Consider the following 17426-nt stretch of genomic DNA (forward strand, 5'->3'; position numbering starts at 1 on the left):
TGGAAGGAATGTTTTGGACGAAAGAGAAACTGGCGGCGCGAATCAAGGAAATGGAGCCGTTCCGGTACCGCGATTCGGTTCCGGTTGCCCAGATGAGAATGAAGCCGGATCCCGAAGGAGAGATCGGCGCCTATCCGACGGAAGAAGGCGAATGGCAGAGCGTCCGACTCGGAGACCGCTGGACCGGCCGGGATCTGTACCGCTGGCTGGCGTTCGAAGCGGACATCCCCGTCGGATGGAAGGGCCGGAAGGTGCTGGGCCGCTTTCGTTTCGGCCGGACGGGAGGAGGAGGGAACAGCGGGTTCGAATCGCTCCTCTTCCTGAACGGCGAACCTTATCAAGGAGTAGACTCCAATCATGAGGAGGTCTTCCTGCCTCCCGATTGTGCCGGAGCGAGGACCCGGTTCCAGTTCCGCCTCTGGTCCGGCCTTAACGGCTACGGGAAGGCCGAGCCGATCGAGAATCAGCTCGAGCAGGCGGAGCTGTGCTGGCTCGATGAGGCGGCCGACGACCTGTACTACACGAGCCGCGCCGTGCTCGAAACGGCCGGTCAGCTGCAGGAGAGCCGGCCGGAGCGGCATGAGCTTCTGGCCGCCCTGGACCGGGCCTTCCTGCAGGTGGACTGGTCGGAGCCCGGCTCGGCCCCGTTCTACGAATCGGTGGAGCGGGCACGGAATACGCTGCGGGAGCAGCTGGACGCCATGCCGGCCGGCCATCCGGTCAAGGTCACCTGCGTCGGCCATACGCATATCGACGTAGCGTGGCTGTGGCGGCTGAAGCACACCCGGGAGAAGGCGGCCCGTTCGTTCTCGACCGTGCTGCGGCTGATGGAGCTCTATCCGGATTATGTCTTCCTGCAAACCCAGCCCCAGCTGTACGACTACATCAAGTCCGATTACCCGGCCCTGTATAAGCAGATCCAGGAGCGGGTCGCCGACGGACGCTGGGAGGCGGGAGGAGCGATGTGGCTGGAAGCCGACTGCAACCTGGCTTCAGGCGAATCCCTGGTCCGGCAGCTTCTGTACGGAACCCGATTCTTCCGGAGCGAATTCGGAATCGAATGCAAGTACCTGTGGCTGCCCGACGTGTTCGGCTACAGCTGGGCTTTGCCGCAAATTCTGAAGAAGTCGGGAATCGACATGTTCATGACCACCAAGATCAGCTGGAACCAGTACAACCGGATGCCGCATGACACGTTCCGCTGGCGGGGGATCGACGGCACCGAGGTGCTGACCCACTTCATCACCACCCCCGATCCGGGCTCGAGCGAAGGGGCGTTCTACTATACTTACAACGGCAGCGTAACCCCTGCCTCCATAGAAGGGATATGGGACGCCTACCGGGACAAGGAGATCAACCGGGAGCTTCTCTTGTCTTACGGCTACGGGGACGGAGGCGGGGGCGTAAACCGGGAAATGCTGGAGATGCGCCGCAGGCTGCAGAACATGCCGGGATTGCCTCAAGCCGTCACGGGGAGAGCGGACGATTATTTTGACCGGTTGAAGGAGCAGATCGACTCGACCGACCGCTATGTCCACACGTGGAGAGGGGAGTTGTACCTGGAGCTTCACCGCGGCACGTACACGAGCCAGGCGTACAACAAGCGGGCGAACCGGAAGCTTGAGCTTCTGTATCGCGAAACGGAATGGCTCGCGGTGCTGGGCTGCCTCCGGCAGTCGAAGTGGAGCCTCTATCCGGACCGGGACTTGTACGAGGGCTGGAAGATCATTCTCCGGAACCAGTTCCACGACATCATCCCCGGCTCCTCCATTGCGGAGGTGTATCAGGACAGCCGGGAGGAGTATGCCGAAGCGTTCCGTATAGCCGGACAGGTCTGGAACCAGGCTGCGGAGGAGTTGCTGGAGCCCGCTTCCGGGGGCGAAGGGCGGTCGGTCACGCTGTTTAACGGCGCCTCTTGGAGCCGGAACGAGGCCGTTTCGATACCCGCTGCCGAAGGATTCGGCGAAGGAAGCTGGACGGACGATTCCGGTAAAGCCCTGGCGGCCCAGCGGGGCGGGGAGGGCTGGACCGTGGACGTGGAGGGATTGCCCGCCATGGGCTACGTCGCCCTGCGCTTCACCCCGGCGGCCGCCGGAGCGGAGGCCGATGCCGCGCGGCGGGAGCTTCCTTTTGAATGGGACGGACAAAGCCTTCGGACGCCGTTCTACGAGATGGAATGGAACGAGTCGGGGCAGCTGACCCGGCTGTATGACCGTCTGGCGGACCGGGAGGTGCTGGCCTTCGGCGCATGCGGCAACGTGCTGCAGGTGTTCGAGGACAAGCCGAAAGGGCGCCACGAGGCATGGGACATCGATATTTTCTATCAGGAGAAGAAGAGAGAGATCCATCAGCTGACGGAGCTCGAGGTGGAGGAGGCGGGGCCGGTTCGCATGGTCCTCCGGTTCGGGTGGGCCTACGGCCGGTCCGTGATCCGCCAGAGGATGATCGTCTACGCCCGCCACCGCCGGATCGATTTCGAGACCAAGGTAGATTGGCACGAACAGCGCCAGCTGCTGAAGGTGGCGTTCCCCGTCCGCATCCATGCGTCGGAAGCGACCTACGACATTCAGTTCGGGAATGTGAAGCGGCCTACGCATTGGAACACCAGCTGGGATTATGCCCGCTTCGAATCGGTCGGGCACCAATGGGCCGATCTATCGGAGCGGCATTACGGGGTCAGTCTCCTGAACGACTGCAAGTACGGCTACGACATCAAGGATAACGTGCTGCGGCTGTCGCTCATCAAGTCGGCGATGGTCCCCGATCCCCAGGCCGATCAAGGGGAGCACGAGTTTACGTACGCGCTGCTTCCGCATGAGGGTGACTGGCTGCAGGGAGGGACCGTCCAGGCGGCCTGGTATCTGAACAATCCGGTTCAAGCGGTATCCGGTCAGCCGGCGGGTCCGGCCCGCTTCTCCCTCTGTACGCCGTCCTCCGAGCATGTCCGGATCGATGCGGTCAAAAAGGCAGAGGACGAGGACGCGATCCTCATCCGCCTGCATGAATTCGCCGGCGCCCGCGGCCGCGTTACCCTGACGAGTGATGCTTCCCTTGCCGGGTGGCAGGAGACCGACCTCATGGAACGGGAAGCGGGAGAGAAGAACATGGGGATTCCCGTTTCGTTTGAGCTGGCGCCTTATGAAATCAAATCGGTCAAGTTGTTCCTGCAGAGCGGAGCCGATAAGCAATAGGGAAGCCCGATAAGGAACAACATTCCCGGAAGGTACGAGAAGCCGTCCCTTAAGTCAGCCTGGCTGGCTTAGGCGACGGCTTCTTTGGTTTGTCCGGATGGAAGCCTTGCTGGTCCCTCTCCATCTATTGACAGTCAAAAGAGGGATATGATATATAGAAAGAAGACTTAGCACTCATGAGGGATGAGTGCTAAAGCAGGCGGCCCGGCCGCTAAGTTAGGCAAACCGAAAGGAGACCCATTCATGGCAAAGAAAGAGTTCCAGGCGGAGTCCAAGCGCCTGCTGGACATGATGATCCATTCGATTTATACGCAGAAGGAAATTTTCTTGAGGGAATTGATCTCCAACGCAAGCGACGCCATCGACAAGCTTTACTACAAAGCCTTGACCGACGAAACGCTTGTGTTCAACAAAGAGGACTACTATATCAAATTAACGGCCGACAAGGCGAGCCGCACCCTAACCTTGACGGATACGGGGATCGGCATGACCCAGGAGGAGCTCGAGGCGAACCTGGGAACGATTGCGAAGAGCGGGTCGCTCGCGTTCAAGAGCGAGAACGAGGCGAAGGAAGGGCACAACATCATCGGCCAGTTCGGGGTCGGCTTCTATGCCGCCTTCATGGTGGCGGATGTCGTCACGGTGATCTCCCGCGCCCACGGAAGCGGACAAGCCTACAAGTGGGAGTCCGAAGGAGCCGACGGGTACACGATCGTACCGGCCGAGAAGGAGACGACGGGCACCGAGATCATCCTGAAGATCAAGGAGAACACGGAGGACGACCGGTACGACGAGTTCCTGGAGGAATACCGGCTCCGCGCCATCGTGAAGAAATATTCGGACTTTATCCGCTACCCCATCAAGATGGACATCAAGAAGCAGCGGGCGAAGGAAGGCGCCGAGAACGAGTTCGAGGAATACACGGAAGAGGAAACCGTCAACAGCATGGTTCCGATCTGGCGCAAGAACAAGAATGAGCTGACCGCCGAGGACTACGAGAACTTCTATGCGGAGAAGCGCTACGGCTACGACAAGCCGCTTAAGCATGTCCATATCAGCGCGGACGGGGCGGTCGTCTACAACGCGATTCTGTTCATTCCGGAGAACACGCCGTTTGACTACTACACGAAAGAATACGAGAAGGGCCTGGAGCTGTACTCGAACGGCGTCCTTATCATGGACAAATGTCCGGACCTGCTGCCGGATTATTTCTCCTTCGTGAAGGGGATGGTGGACTCCGAGGACCTGTCGCTCAACATTTCCCGGGAGATGCTGCAGCATGACCGGCAGCTGAGCCTCATTGCGAAGAACATCAAGAACAAGATCAAGAGCCAGTTGCAGAGCCTCTTGAAGGACGAGCGCGAGAAGTACGAAACCTTCTACCAGGCGTTCGGCCGCCAGCTGAAGTTTGGGGTCTACAGCGACTACGGCGCCAACAAGGAGCTTCTGCAGAACCTGCTCCTGTTCTATTCCTCCAAGGAGAAGAAGCTGGTTACGCTTGACGAATACGTATCCCGGATGCCGGAGGACCAGAAGTATATTTACTACGCCGCCGGCGAGTCCATTGAGCGCATCGACAAGCTTCCGCAGATCGAGCTCGTGTCGGACAAGGGCTACGAGATTCTGTACCTGACGGACGACATTGACGAGTTCGCCGTGAAGGTGATCCAGAAATACCAGGACAAGGAGTTCAAGTCGGTTTCGAGCGGAGATCTCGGGATCGAGTCCGAAGGCGACAAGGACAAGCCGGAGGAGGAAGAAAGCGCCGCGAAGGATCTGTTCGAGGACATGCAGAAGCTTCTGGACGGCAAGGTCAAGAAGGTCAAAGCCTCCAAGCGGCTCAAAACCCATCCCGTCTGCCTGTCCACCGAAGGCGAGCTGACGATCGAGATGGAGAAGATCCTGAAGGCGATGCCGAACAACCAGGGCATCCAGGCCGACAAGGTGCTCGAGATCAACGTCAACCACGACGTGTTCCGCTCACTGAAGGCCGCCCACGACAGCGACAAGGAGAAGCTGGCGCTGTATACGAACCTGCTGTACAACCAGGCCCTCCTAATCGAAGGCCTGCCGGTCGGCGATCCGGTCGAGTTCACGAACGACATCTGCAAAATCATGGTGTAGGCTTACGCAGCTCCGGTCAAAACCAAACGAAACCCGCCTCTGGCCAGCCAGGGCGGGTTTTGTTTTGGCTTCCTACAGCAGGAGCCCGGCCTCCCTGTTAAGAGGGTCATCTCGTGTTTGGAAAGGTTCTTCTTCCTTACAAATGGGTAAAAAGGGAGGAACTTACTACCAACGGAGGTGCTTGAAGCATGGAAAAACGGAAATTCGGAAAGACGGATATGAACGTGTCGGTTCTGGGCTTCGGTGCGGCGCCCATCGGGATGGAGGAAGGCGTCGCCTTCGAGGAGGTCCGCCGCCTGCTGGAGGAAGTGCTGGAGCTGGGGGTAACGGTCATCGACACGGCCTCCTACTACGACCGGAGCGAGGAATACATCGGGCGCGCCATCGGAAACCGCCGGAAGGATTACTACCTGTTCAGCAAATGCGGGGAAGGAGAGTCGGTCGGGCTGGATTATCCCGACTGGGATGCCCGGGCCGTCCGCCCGAGTGTGGAGCGCAGCCTGAAGCGTCTGCAGACGGATTACCTCGACCTTGTGCTGATTCACAGCTGCTCGGAGGCGATTTTGCGCCAGGGGGACTTGATCGCTGAGGTGAAGAAGCTGAAGGAGGAGGGGCTCGTCCGCTATATCGGCTACAGCGGGGACAGCACGGATATGCTGTATGCCATTGGGACGGGGGAATACGACGCCATCGAGACCTCGGTCAACATCGCCGACCAGGAGGCGGTTCATCTGACCTTGAAGGAGGCGGAGAAGGCCGGACTCGGCGTCATCGCGAAGCGCCCGGTGGCGAACGTCGTCTGGAAGCGGGACGAGTCGGAATTCAACACGCCGGGAGACTACAAGGAGCGGCTGGAGAAGCTCTCTTATCCTTTCCTGGAGAAGCCGGCCGACGACATTCTGGAGACCGCCCTCCGGTTCACCCTGTCCATCCCCCAAGTGCATACGGCGATCGTCGGCACGAAGAACAGGGAGCATTTCCGGCAAAATGTTCAACAGGCCGCCAAAGGAAAGCTGGAGGAGAGGGAGATGGAAGCCATTCTCCGACGCTGGCAGGAGGTACGGGAGCCGGCTTGGGCCGGTCTGAAGTAATAAGGCTAAGCCGCAATCGACTTTAGAGTGGACAACACGCGATTGACAGGACGCCATGGGGTCTTTTGCGAAGGCAAAACGACATAATACGGCTTTCCGGTAGAGCACTCCTCGGCCGGAAAGCTTTTTTTAATGGGAGCCCGTTCACAGAATCTACATAGGAAAAAAGTCCCGAAAACTAAAGGTCCAAGAAGGAATGTGTCGAAATCTGGAGAATATCACAAAGGGAAAATAAGGAAATAGGAGGGTGTTATGCTAAGCAAGCTGTCGCTAAAGTACAAAATCATCCTGCCGGTCATGCTGGTCGTTACCGTGGTGATCGCGGGAATGGCGCTGATCCTCTACCGGATGACGGAGGAGAGTCTGCTGCGGAAGGGCGCAAGTACGGCCGAGGTGGTACGGATGAGCGTGGAGAATGCCATGCTCGCCCGAAAGACCGCCGAAGAGGTCATGGAAAAGGAAATGCTCGGCCAGGCCACCCTGGTTTCGTACCTGACCGAGAAGAAGATCGGGTACGAGGACCTGACGGCCCTGAGCCGGAAAGCCGGAATCGACGAGCTGTGGATCTCCGATGACAAGGGCAAGGTCGTGCTGACCAATGCGGGACCGCAGGTCGACTTTAGCTTTGCCGCCGATCCGAAAGGACAGGCTTATGAATTCATGGACCTTATTACGGGCAAGCGCTCTTCCGTCGCCCAGGGGGCGGAGAAGCGCAGCCTGGACGGGAAGGTGTACAAGTACGCAGGGGTCGGAAGCTGGTCATCCGCTTCGCCGCGTATCGTCCAAGTCGGCCGAGAGGGAGAGAAGCTGACTAAGCTCGAGAACGCGATCGGCGTCAAGCCGCTGATCGACCAGATGAAGAACCGGCTGGGAGCGGATGTGCGGCTCTCGGGGGTGGTGGGAGCGGATGGAACCGTCCTCTACGCCAGCGAGGATTCTTGGAAGGAACTGGATGATAATACAAAAGTAAGCCTGGCTTCCGCCCTGGCCTCGGGAATGACCGTTTCCCGCTTCGGCTCGTGGAACGGGGAGGGCGTCACTTTTTTTGTGTCCCCGCTGTCGAATGGACAAGGCTTTGTTGTGGCCCTATCCAATCAAATGCTTTCCGATATCCGCCAGGTCACAGCCGGAGCCGCTCTGATCGGGTTGTTTCTGGCCTGGCTGGTGGTCCTGCTCATCGTTTCCCGCCCTTTCCGCCGGCTTAAGAAGCTCGAAGGCACCCTAACAGCTATCGGCGAAGGAAGCGGAGACCTGACCCTGCGGCTGCCGGAAGGCTCCCGTGACGAGATCGGCACCTTGGCGTCGGCGGCCAATGCGATGCTGGCGACGCTGCAGAACACGATGGGTCGGATGGTGGAGGCGCTGCGCGAATTCGGCGTCGTCGCCGAAACGATGTCCCGCTCCACCGCCCAAACCGGCGTGGTGAATCACCATATTGCCGAAGAAACGCAGGCGGTGGCCCAGCGGGCCCAGGATTCCGACCGCCGGCTGGCCTGGATCGGCGAGATGTTCAGCGAATTGGCCCGGACGGTCGAGAGGGCGAACGGCCTGACTGAGGTGACCGACCGGACCTCCCGGGAAGCCGGCCGGCAGGTGGAGACCGGGCTCGCGATGCTGAATACGGCCACGGACCGAATGAAAGTGATCCAGACGAACACCCGGAAGAGCCACGAGGTGATCGAACAGCTAGCTCTCCAATCGGAGAAAATCGGAGAGATTGTGACGCTTCTTTCCGAGATAGCGGACCAGACCCAGCTGCTTGCCCTCAATGCCGCCATTGAAGCGGCGAGGGCCGGGGAAGCGGGCCGGGGCTTTGCCGTGGTGGCGGGAGAGGTCCGCAAGCTGGCGGAGCATTCCGTTACCGCCGCTGGCGATGTGACGCAGATGGTGTCGGAAATCCGGGAAAGAATTCAGGAAATCGTCCGCAGCCGGGAGCTTCAAGACGGGGATATCCGCGAGGGCATGGACGCTTTCGGGGAAGTGGAGGCTGTCTTCAACCGGATTCGGGCGGCAACCGGCCACCTGCTCGAGCAAATTTCCGCCGCCGCCGAGGGCAACCGGCAATTGGCCGACCGGTGGGGACAGGTTTTGGACGGAGTCGGGCATGTTCAGGAGGTTTCCCGCCTGACGGCCGGAAGTGCGGAGGCGATCGCCGCTTCCGTCGAGGAGCAGACGGCGTCCATGGATGAGATTGCCGCTTCCGCCGAAACGCTCGAAACCACAGCCCGGGACATCAACCAGGTGCTGACCGGGTATAAGCTGTAGGCAGGAAAATCCATGTGCAAGGCGTTACCGCCTGTGGTATAGTTACGAACGAAATCGTAAGAAATCCGGCGGGGGAAGACACTGACGCTTCCCGCCGGGAGAGGTTCGCGAACTCCCTCTATAAAAAACTAAGGAGATGAATTCATGATTAAAGATAAAGCCCTTGTTGTCTTCAGCGGAGGACAGGACAGCACGACGTGCCTGTTCTGGGCGCGCGAGCGCTACGCCGAGGTGGAGGCGGTCACGTTTCAATACGGACAGCGCCACAAGCGGGAGCTCGAATGCGCGGCGGATATCGCCCGGGAGCTCGGCGTCCGGCAGCACGTGCTGGACCTGTCGCTTCTGAACCAGCTCGCCCCGAGCGCCCTGACGCGGGACAACATGGACATCAAGGAAGAGGAGGGCCAGCTGCCGACCACCTTCGTGGACGGGCGCAACCTGCTCTTTCTTTCATTTGCCGCCGTCCTCGTCAAGCAGCGGGGAGGGCGCCATCTCGTCACCGGCGTGTGCGAGACGGATTTCAGCGGCTACCCGGACTGCCGGGATATCTTCATCAAGTCGCTGAACGTGACCCTGAACCTGGCGATGGATTATTCCTTCGTCATCGAGACTCCCCTCATGTGGCTGAACAAGGCCGAAACGTGGGCGCTGTCGGATCGAATGGGGGTCCTGGACTACGTCCGGACCAAAACCTTAACCTGCTACAACGGGGTGATGGCGGACGGCTGCGGGGAATGCCCTGCCTGCAGGCTTCGCCGAAGGGGACTCGAGCAATACTTGGCGGGCCGGGACGGAGAAGAAGCACAATGATACAGCAAATCTACCCTTCCGTTGCCCATCCTTATGCTTATGAATTGAACAAGGACTTCCATTTTGCCGCCGCCCACTCGGTTCCTCATGAGGAGGCGGGCGCTTGCGCCCGGGTGCACGGCCATACGTACTTTGCCAACGTGACGATCGCCGGAGACGAGCTCGATTCCCTAGGCTTCCTGGTCAATTTCTCCGTGGTCAAAAAGCTCATTCACGACCGGTTCGATCATACCCGCCTGAATGACGATCCGCTCTTCGACGATGCCGATCCGTCCCGCTTCCCGACCACGGAGATCGTGGCGAGAACGATTTACGAGCTGATTCAAGACTACTTGGATACGAGGGAAAACCGGCCGGTCTGCCTCCAGGTCTTTCTCCGGGAGACCCCGACAAGCTACGTTCTTTACCGGCCGAAGGCAGGTGTCCGGCATGAAGGGTGACCGCTTCCCCGTCCTGGAAATTTTCGGACCGACCATTCAGGGAGAGGGCATGGTGATCGGACGCAAAACGATGTTCATTCGCACGGCCGGCTGCGACTACTCGTGTTCCTGGTGCGACTCCGCCTTCACGTGGGACGGCTCGGGCAAGGAGGACATCCGCTGGATGGCTCCTGAGAAAATCTTGGAAGAGCTTGACCGGCTGGGAGCCGGGACGTTCGACCATGTTACCCTGTCGGGCGGAAACCCGGCCCTCCTCGGGGGCCTGGGGAAGCTGATCGACTCCCTGCATGCCAGAGGCTGGTCGGTCGCACTCGAAACCCAGGGCAGCCGCTGGCAGGACTGGTTCGCGGCCATCGATGATCTGACGCTGTCGCCCAAGCCTCCCAGCTCCGGCATGGAGACGGACTGGAGAGTTCTGGATGCCATTGTCGGCAAGCTGAGAGAGGTCCCCTTATCTGAAGAAAGGCACAGAAAGGACGGCCCGGCGGGGGAGGAGCATTCTTTCCGAAAGCCGGCCGCTCGGCAGGGAGGGACGGCCGGGGAGAATACGGTGGCCGCCGGGAGCCGGGGGCGGCTGCCAGATGGCAGAAACGCCCGCGGAACGTCCGTCTCCCTCAAGGTAGTCGTGATGGACGACGCCGACCTGGCCTATGCCCGCACGGTGCATCTTCGCTATCCGGGCGTCCCCTTTTTCCTGCAGCCGGGCAACCCGGATGTGGCGGAAGAGGATCAGGGCCGCCTGCTTCACGGGCTGCTCGGGCGATACGAATGGCTGGTCGGATGTGTAATGGAGGACCGGTCTATGCGGAACGTCCGTGTGCTTCCCCAGCTTCATACGTGGCTCTGGGGCAACCGCCGAGGCGTTTGATCAGGAAAGGGTAGGAGAAACAGAAGAGAGTCTTCTAACCGACAGGAGGGGAAAAGCATAGCCAACCGATGGAAGCTGACGCTTCCTCAGCTTAAAAAGGAGCTGAAGGAGCGCTCGCCGGAGGAACTGATGGAGCTTCTGATCGAAGCAGTAAAATCCAGCCCGGAAGCAAGGGAGCATGTCACGGAAATCCTGCTTGAGGAGAAGGCCCGGAAGGAATATGCCCGTCTGTCCGGGGTTACCTCTCTGGAGGGGATGAAACGATGGCGAGAGGTTCAGCCTGATGTTCAGGAGAGGTTTCTTTCCAATGTCTTCTGCGGAAATTGCGGAGTGGTCCGGATCAAGGACTATACGGTCCAGCTGATGCCTTACGGGATCGTTCTCGAGGGTGTCTGCTCGACGTGCAGCAGGAAGGTAGCCCGGGTGGTGGAATGAACCGCCGGAGCCGGCACGGCACTGGAGGTTCCCTTAAATCTGGCCGACCCCGTCGTATCACAACACGAAGAAACCCGGCCGGGCGCGGCTGGGTTTCTTCGTGTTGTGGTTCTGCTGTCTAGAAGAGGACATTAGCCGACCCACTCGCTGCGCAGCGTAAACAGCTCGCGCAGGGCTTCCGTCGGAAGCTCCGTGATCCAGCCCTCCGAAGTGGCGATGACGTTATCGCTCAGCTGCTGCTTGTTCTCGAGCATCTCGTCGATGCGCTCCTCCAAGGTCCCGATGGCAATGAACTTGTGCACCTGGACGTCGCGTTTCTGGCCCATCCGGTACGCCCGGTCGGTGGCCTGGTTCTCGACGGCCGGGTTCCACCAGCGGTCAAAATGAAACACATGGTTGGCCGCCGTCAGGTTAAGCCCGACTCCGCCCGCCTTCAGCGAGAGGATGAACACGTTCGGCTGCTCGCCGGGCGGAAGGGAGGAGGACTGGAACCGGTCGATCATGCGGTCGCGCGCCGTTTTGGACGTGCTTCCGTTCAGGTACAGCACGGGCTCCTCCAGCTCCTGCGAGAGGATAAGCTGAAGCAGGTGGCCCATGCCCAGGTACTGCGTGAAGATCAGGCAGCGCTCGTCCGATTCGCGCAGCTCCTTGACCATGGCGAGCAGCCTCTCGAGCTTCGAAGAGCGGGCGATCAGCGCATTCCGGTCCAGCGTTCCGCGGGCCTCGGGCGTCAGACCGGGCACCGCTTCCTTCGTCATCAGCACGGGATGGTCGCACACCCGCTTCAGGTACGTAAGCGTGGCGAGAATCGCTCCTTTGCGCTCAATCCCTTCGAGCTTTTGGATGCGTTCCATAAGATCGTTAACCGTCTGTTCATATAAAGCCGCCTGCTCGGCGGTCAATGGAACGTACGTCTTCATCTCATTCTTGTCCGGCAGGTCAAGCTGGATGCTCGGGTCCTTCTTCTTCCGGCGCAGCAGGAACGGCTGAATCAGCCTCTGCAGCTGGGCGGTGCGTTTCTCGTCGCGCTCCTTCTCGATGGGGCCGGCGAAGCGGATCCCGAAAGCCTTTTGGCTTCCCAGATAGCCGGGCGAGAGGAAGTCGAAGATCGACCACAGCTCGGAGAGCCGGTTCTCGATCGGCGTTCCGGTCAGCGCAATGCGGTGCCGGGCCGGGAAGAGACGGACCGCCGCCGACTGCCTGGTCTGGGCGTTCTTGATGTTCTGGGCTTCGTCGAGGGCGATCGTTTCCCAGGTGAAGCCCTGCAAAAGCTCCTGGTCGAGAGCGGCCGTGGCATAGGAGGTCAGCACGACGTCGGCCTGCCGGGCCCCCGCCTCGAACGCTTCTCCGCTCAGGCGGCGGGGGCCGTAGTGCAGGAGAACGCGAAGCGACGGCCCGAAGCGGGCGATTTCCCTCTGCCAGTTGCCGAGCACCGAGGTCGGGCAGAGGATGAGGGAAGGGACGCCTGTGCCGCCGCACTTCGCCGTCTCCTGAACGTGCAGCAGGTAGGCGATGAGCTGCACCGTCTTGCCGAGGCCCATGTCGTCGGCCAGGCAGGCGCCGAGTCCGAAGCGGCGCAGGTTCGCGAGCCAGGAGAAGCCGTCCCGCTGGTACGAGCGCAGCTCCGCGCGAAGACCCGCCGGCACGGCGAGCCCCGGCAGCTCGGACGGCTGGCCCAGCCCGCGGATGAGCTTCTCCAGGTGCTCGTTCAGCTCCACCTGAAGTGCGACCCGGCCGTCCTCCTCGGCCGCCCCACCGTCTTCCTCCCCGGCCTGGCCGAGCAGGTGGAGCTGGAGCACGTCCTGGAAGGACAAGCCCTGCTCGCGGTCCATGCCCGCCATCATCTGGCGGATCTGCTTAAGCAGGGCGGGGTCGAGGGCGACCCACCGGCCGCGGAAGCGGACAAGCCGCTTGTTCTGCGCGACGAGCTCCTCGAATTCGGCCTCGGTGAGCTCGGCTTCGCCGATGGCGATCCGCCAGTCGTATTCGAGGATGGCGTCGAGGCCGAAGAGCGAGCCGCCCGACGGGGAGCCGGCGGATTCCGCGACCTTGGCCTTCAGGCGGGGCTTCTTCTTCGAGGCGTCCTCCCACCAGGAAGGAAGCAGCACGGGCCAGCCCGCCTCGAGGAGCCGGGTGCTTTCCTCCGTGAGGAAGGCCCAGGCGTCCTCCTCGCCGAGCGGACGGCCGAGTACGTCTTCGCCGCCGGCCAGCAGTCCGGCCGGGAGCACGGCGCGAAGCCGCTCCAGCCAGCCGGTGGAGCGCTCTGCGACGTGCGCCGACCAGCCGCCGGGCCACACGCCGTGGGCGCGGCCGTCCGCGGCGAGCCGCACGGGGGTAAGCCCGGCTTCGTTCCGCTTGTCCTGCAGTATGAGCTGAAGCCGCCAGTCCAGGCGGTCTTCGTCCGGCTCCGAGAGCTGCAGGACGGGGCGGAACGGCGCCGTGTCGGGCTTCCACCCGACCGTGCGGAGCCAGGACTCCGCGTCAAGGCCGGCCGCTGCCGCCGCCGCGTCGCCCGCGAACAGCAGCGGATAGTCGCGGCGAAGGTCGGCGCGGGCCGGCTCCTCGGCGTAGTAACGGCGGGCGACGGCCGCTGAGAACGCTGCCTTCAAGCCCTTGCCGAATCCCGCCTCCTCCGGGGGAACGGGGTCCGGCATCCCGGGGCCATCGACCTCTCCAGCCGCTTCTGCGAGCCTTACCGCGTCGACGGCTCCCGGCCCAAGGCGGTCCTCCGCGGGCACCGTCTCCGGGACCGGCCGGTTCGCCTTCCCGGACTCTCCGGCCATCGGGGCTCCCTCAGAAGGGCCGGGCCGCCCGGCCGCTTCCCACTCGGCCCGCTCCTCCGGCGACCAGGAGGCTTCGTCCCAGGTCCACTCCAGCCTTCCTTCCCGGAAGGCCGTGAAGTCGGGAACGAAACGCTTTTCCTCCAGGCATTTTGCGAGAAGGGGGGCTTTGGCGAGAAGGGCTGCCCCCTTCGCGTTCCAGCTCCACTCGATATGGCGGAGGAGACCGGGGCCGGCAAAGTAAGGAATCACCTGCTCCGCGGGAAGGTGGACGAACTCCACGCCGTCCGCTTCCAGAACCTCTAGCCCGGTTCCATAGAAGGACTCCTTATGCCGGGCAAAAAGCCGGTGCTTCAAGGCCGTCCCCAAGAGCAGCGCTCCATCCGGCAAGGATCCGCCTAGAAGAACATCTCCGTGCGCCGTGATTTCCACTTCAACCGTGAGGGTGGTTAGCGATATGTTCATGGGATCAGCTTTCCTTTCTGAAGTTCTTCCCGCAGGGCGCGAAGACGGCTGTGCTGCGAGGCGAAGCTCTCGAAGAAGAGCTCCCAGCGGCCGGTTTCTTTCAGGCGGGCGTACAATTTGGAGAGGCGCTTGAGCAGCCGGACCGCTGCCTTGTAGCTGTCCCGGTTCTTCTCCCCGACGAGCCGTTCCACGGCCTGGTGATAGAAGGGCAGAAGAACATGGGGAGCGTGCTTCTCGAGAGGCTGAAGCTCGCTGGCCCGGTAGGACCGGGGGTCCTTGCCCGTGCTGAGCAAATAGTCTCCCCACTGCTCCCACTTGCCGTACTGCTGGAGCTTCTCTTCATATAGAGAAGCGGTACGGGGGAGTAAGGCGGCAAGGGCATCCCACAGACGGGGCTCCAGCTCCGGCTGTTTCTCGATCACGGCTTCCCAATGCGTCACATAGCCTTTTATCGCGTGTCCGGTCTCTTTGGCTATTTCGGGAAGAAGCTCGTCCAGCCAGCGGGCGAGCGCCGCCGCTTCTTCTTTCTCCCGGAGCACCTGAAGAAACCCGTCCAGCTCTTCATAACGGATTCCCCCGGCCCGGTAGGCTTCCATCAGCCGGGACCAAGCGTTGTCGATCTCTCCGAGCCCGTAATAAAGATGAGCTTGGGCGAACAGCACCCGGGTTCTCAACCGTTCCTTTCCCCCGGCCGCCGCTTCCAATCTTCCAATCTCTTCCCGAATTTTCTCCGGCTCGACCCGCTTCTCCCTATTGAGCAGAGTTTGCCATAGCGACAGATAGTGACGGGCCATCTCGTGCTGCGCTCTCGTTTCGGCCAGCATCTCCGCACGCAGCCAGTCCAGCGTTCCCTGAATAAACGGAGCCGGCTCTCGTTCCGCCGGAAGAGTACTCACTTCCCGCCAGCCGTCCTCGAGTTCCCCGGATAGGAAGGAGGCCGCCTCGTGGGTGAAATATCCTATGTAGGACAGAGAAGCGCTCAAGCCGGGGGTGGAAGGCAGGAGCACCTTTTTCAGGAGGAAAAGCCGCAGGTTCTGTTCAAAAAGCAGCTGGACAGGCGCCTCTAGGGAGGGGAGGGCCTGGACGGCCGCCTTCCATATCTTCTTCCCATAGGCGGTATTTCGGATTTCCCACTCATAGGGCCGGGCGCACAGCTCCGCATAATCGTGCCATTCCGGTACGCTCATTTCGGAAACCCGGGAGGCCATTTCCAGGCGCTTCCTCTCTTGTCCGGACGAAACCAGGCCGGAGGAGGAAAGAGGAACCGGCCGGTTCGGCTTCACGGCACGGGGAGGAGGCGGCTCGGCGTGAAACTTGGCGTTGACGAGTACCGGCACGGAGCGTCCCTGCTTCTCCGCATAATCGAACAGAACCGCCATCATGTGCTTGCACCAGCTGCTTACCGGGCAGGAGCAGCCGCTCATGCCGAAGAAATCCAGGTGGATGTTCACCTGGTAGAGGTCCGAGCCTTCTACGCAGGCGGCAATTTCACGGGGGGCGGTCTCCGCCGAACCGGTAACTCTTCCTTGCTTGAAATAAGCGAAGCCCCTTTTGATGGTGACCTCGTCAAAATTCTCCTTCACATCCTGCACAAGCAGGCTCCATTGGGAATCGTCCATTTCCGTAAACGGGCTCATAGCGGTAACTCCCTTACTTTGATAACCGTCTTGTCAGACGGGAGGGACCGGCAAGGTCCGTTGATCCTTTTTATAGCTATCATTATAGCAGGTTTGGAACGAACATACATTCGTTGCTTGCTTCAGAGATTTCGGCTTATCCGCGCCTCCCTCTTCCTGCCGCAGGCGGCAACCATGACAAATGTCATCTATCTCCCTTGACGTCTGTGACTGTCGCCCTTGGGCCCTCCTTCCTATAATAGAGAAAGGATAGTGGAATGCCAGAACATCCTTAAGGAGGAGCCTTATGCATACAGACAGCATCTCTCAATTGAAGAAAAGCGTAGCCCCTTATGAGCACCACGATAGAAAAACAAGCATCCGGCAGATCCTCAATACGATCGGTCCTTTGCTGCTCCTATGGTATATAACTTATTTAAGCCTTTCCATCTCGTATATCTTGACGATTCCTCTCGCCTTGGTGACGGCAGGCTTCGTCGTGCGGACGTTTATCCTCTTTCATGACTGCTGCCACCAGTCGTTCTTCCGTAGCCGGCGGGCCAACGATTTTCTCGGCACCCTTACGGGCATCCTAACTCTTGTACCCTATCAGCAGTGGAAGCACAGCCATTCCGTTCATCATGCCACCAGCAGCAACCTGGACAAAAGAGGCGTAGGGGATATGTGGCTCCTTACGGTGGACGAATACGCCGCTGCGCCTTTGTGGCGCCGGATCGCTTACCGCTTATACCGCAATCCGCTCGTTATGTTCGGGCTCGGGCCTCTATCGGTTTTCCTGATCGAATACCGGTTTAACCGGCGCGGGGCGAGGCGGAAGGAGCGCCTTAACACGTATGTGACGAACGCGGGCATCGTCCTTCTTTATGCCTCGTTGATCCAGCTGATCGGGTGGCAGGCCTTTCTGCTCGTGCAGGGGCCGGTATTTTTCTTCTCGGGCCTGCTCGGCATTTGGCTGTTCTACGTTCAGCACCAATTCGAGGATTCGTACTTCGAGAAAGAGGATGAATGGAGTTTCGTGAAAGCGGCCGTCGAAGGCAGCTCCTACTACAAACTCCCGAAGCCGCTTCAATGGATCACCGGTAACATCGGCTTTCATCACGTTCACCACCTGAATCCCAAGGTGCCCAACTATCACCTGGAGAAAGCCCATGAGGCCGTGCCGCCGCTGCAGAAGGCCACTACGATCACGATCGGCCTCTCGCTGAAATCGCTTCGTTACAAGCTTTGGGACGAGCAGTCCAAAACATTCGTTACCTTCCGGCAAGCCAAGCGGCACCGCTTGGCGGAATCCCGCTCTCGTTACGCCGCTTGACGCGGCCC

At 60.6% G+C, this 17426-nt stretch carries 11 protein-coding genes and 1 riboswitch; of the genes, 9 read left to right on the forward strand and 2 right to left on the reverse strand.

Features of this window, described 5'->3' with window-relative positions:
* The first annotated feature begins 8 nt into the window (after positions 1 to 8).
* The 8 genes from MJA45_RS04500 (at position 9) to MJA45_RS04535 (ending at position 11224) form a co-directional block, all read left to right on the forward strand.
* On the forward strand, positions 9 to 3191 hold the full coding sequence (locus MJA45_RS04500; RefSeq protein WP_315606091.1) for an alpha-mannosidase: 3183 nt from the start codon (positions 9 to 11) through the stop codon (positions 3189 to 3191).
* Between the two features lie 243 nt (positions 3192 to 3434).
* Positions 3435 to 5315 carry a molecular chaperone HtpG gene (gene htpG, locus MJA45_RS04505; protein ID WP_315606092.1) on the forward strand — a complete coding sequence of 627 codons (1881 nt, stop codon included), beginning with the start codon at positions 3435 to 3437 and terminating at the stop codon, positions 5313 to 5315.
* 188 nt (positions 5316 to 5503) lie between these two features.
* Positions 5504 to 6406, forward strand: coding sequence for an aldo/keto reductase (locus tag MJA45_RS04510; RefSeq protein WP_315606093.1), 903 nt, complete (start codon positions 5504 to 5506; stop codon positions 6404 to 6406).
* A 252-nt stretch (positions 6407 to 6658) separates the two neighbouring features.
* Entirely contained in the window at positions 6659 to 8671 is a 2013-nt protein-coding gene (locus MJA45_RS04515; RefSeq protein ID WP_315606094.1) for a methyl-accepting chemotaxis protein, read from the forward strand.
* Positions 8672 to 8765: 94 nt separating this feature from the next.
* Positions 8766 to 8809, forward strand: a riboswitch (PreQ1 riboswitch).
* Positions 8810 to 8815: 6 nt separating this feature from the next.
* Positions 8816 to 9481 carry a 7-cyano-7-deazaguanine synthase QueC gene (queC, locus tag MJA45_RS04520; protein WP_315606095.1) on the forward strand — a complete coding sequence of 222 codons (666 nt, stop codon included), beginning with the start codon at positions 8816 to 8818 and terminating at the stop codon, positions 9479 to 9481.
* Positions 9478 to 9921 carry a 6-carboxytetrahydropterin synthase gene (locus MJA45_RS04525; RefSeq protein ID WP_315606096.1) on the forward strand — a complete coding sequence of 148 codons (444 nt, stop codon included), beginning with the start codon at positions 9478 to 9480 and terminating at the stop codon, positions 9919 to 9921. Before queC ends, MJA45_RS04525 begins: the two co-directional genes overlap by 4 nt.
* Positions 9911 to 10789: a 7-carboxy-7-deazaguanine synthase QueE gene (gene queE, locus MJA45_RS04530; protein ID WP_315606097.1), complete on the forward strand. Its 879-nt coding sequence runs from the start codon at positions 9911 to 9913 to the stop codon at positions 10787 to 10789. Before MJA45_RS04525 ends, queE begins: the two co-directional genes overlap by 11 nt.
* 129 nt (positions 10790 to 10918) lie before the next feature.
* Positions 10919 to 11224: a hypothetical protein gene (locus MJA45_RS04535; RefSeq protein ID WP_315606098.1), complete on the forward strand. Its 306-nt coding sequence runs from the start codon at positions 10919 to 10921 to the stop codon at positions 11222 to 11224.
* A gap of 131 nt (positions 11225 to 11355) precedes the next feature.
* Here the strand turns inward: MJA45_RS04535 and MJA45_RS04540 are convergent, their stop codons facing one another.
* Positions 11356 to 14469 carry a DEAD/DEAH box helicase gene (locus tag MJA45_RS04540; RefSeq protein WP_315606099.1) on the reverse strand — a complete coding sequence of 1038 codons (3114 nt, stop codon included), beginning with the start codon at positions 14467 to 14469 and terminating at the stop codon, positions 11356 to 11358.
* A complete protein-coding gene (locus tag MJA45_RS04545; RefSeq protein WP_315606100.1) occupies positions 14466 to 16106 on the reverse strand; it encodes an SWIM zinc finger family protein in 1641 nt (546 codons plus the stop codon). The genes MJA45_RS04540 and MJA45_RS04545 overlap by 4 nt, the downstream gene beginning before the upstream one ends.
* Positions 16107 to 16392: 286 nt before the next feature.
* Between MJA45_RS04545 and MJA45_RS04550 the strand changes: the two genes are divergently transcribed.
* A complete protein-coding gene (locus MJA45_RS04550; protein ID WP_315606101.1) occupies positions 16393 to 17418 on the forward strand; it encodes a Delta(5) desaturase DesA in 1026 nt (341 codons plus the stop codon).
* Positions 17419 to 17426 lie beyond the last annotated feature (8 nt).

The sequence above is a fragment of the Paenibacillus aurantius genome (assembly GCF_032268605.1).
GTDB lineage: Bacteria > Bacillota > Bacilli > Paenibacillales > NBRC-103111 > Paenibacillus_AO > Paenibacillus_AO aurantius.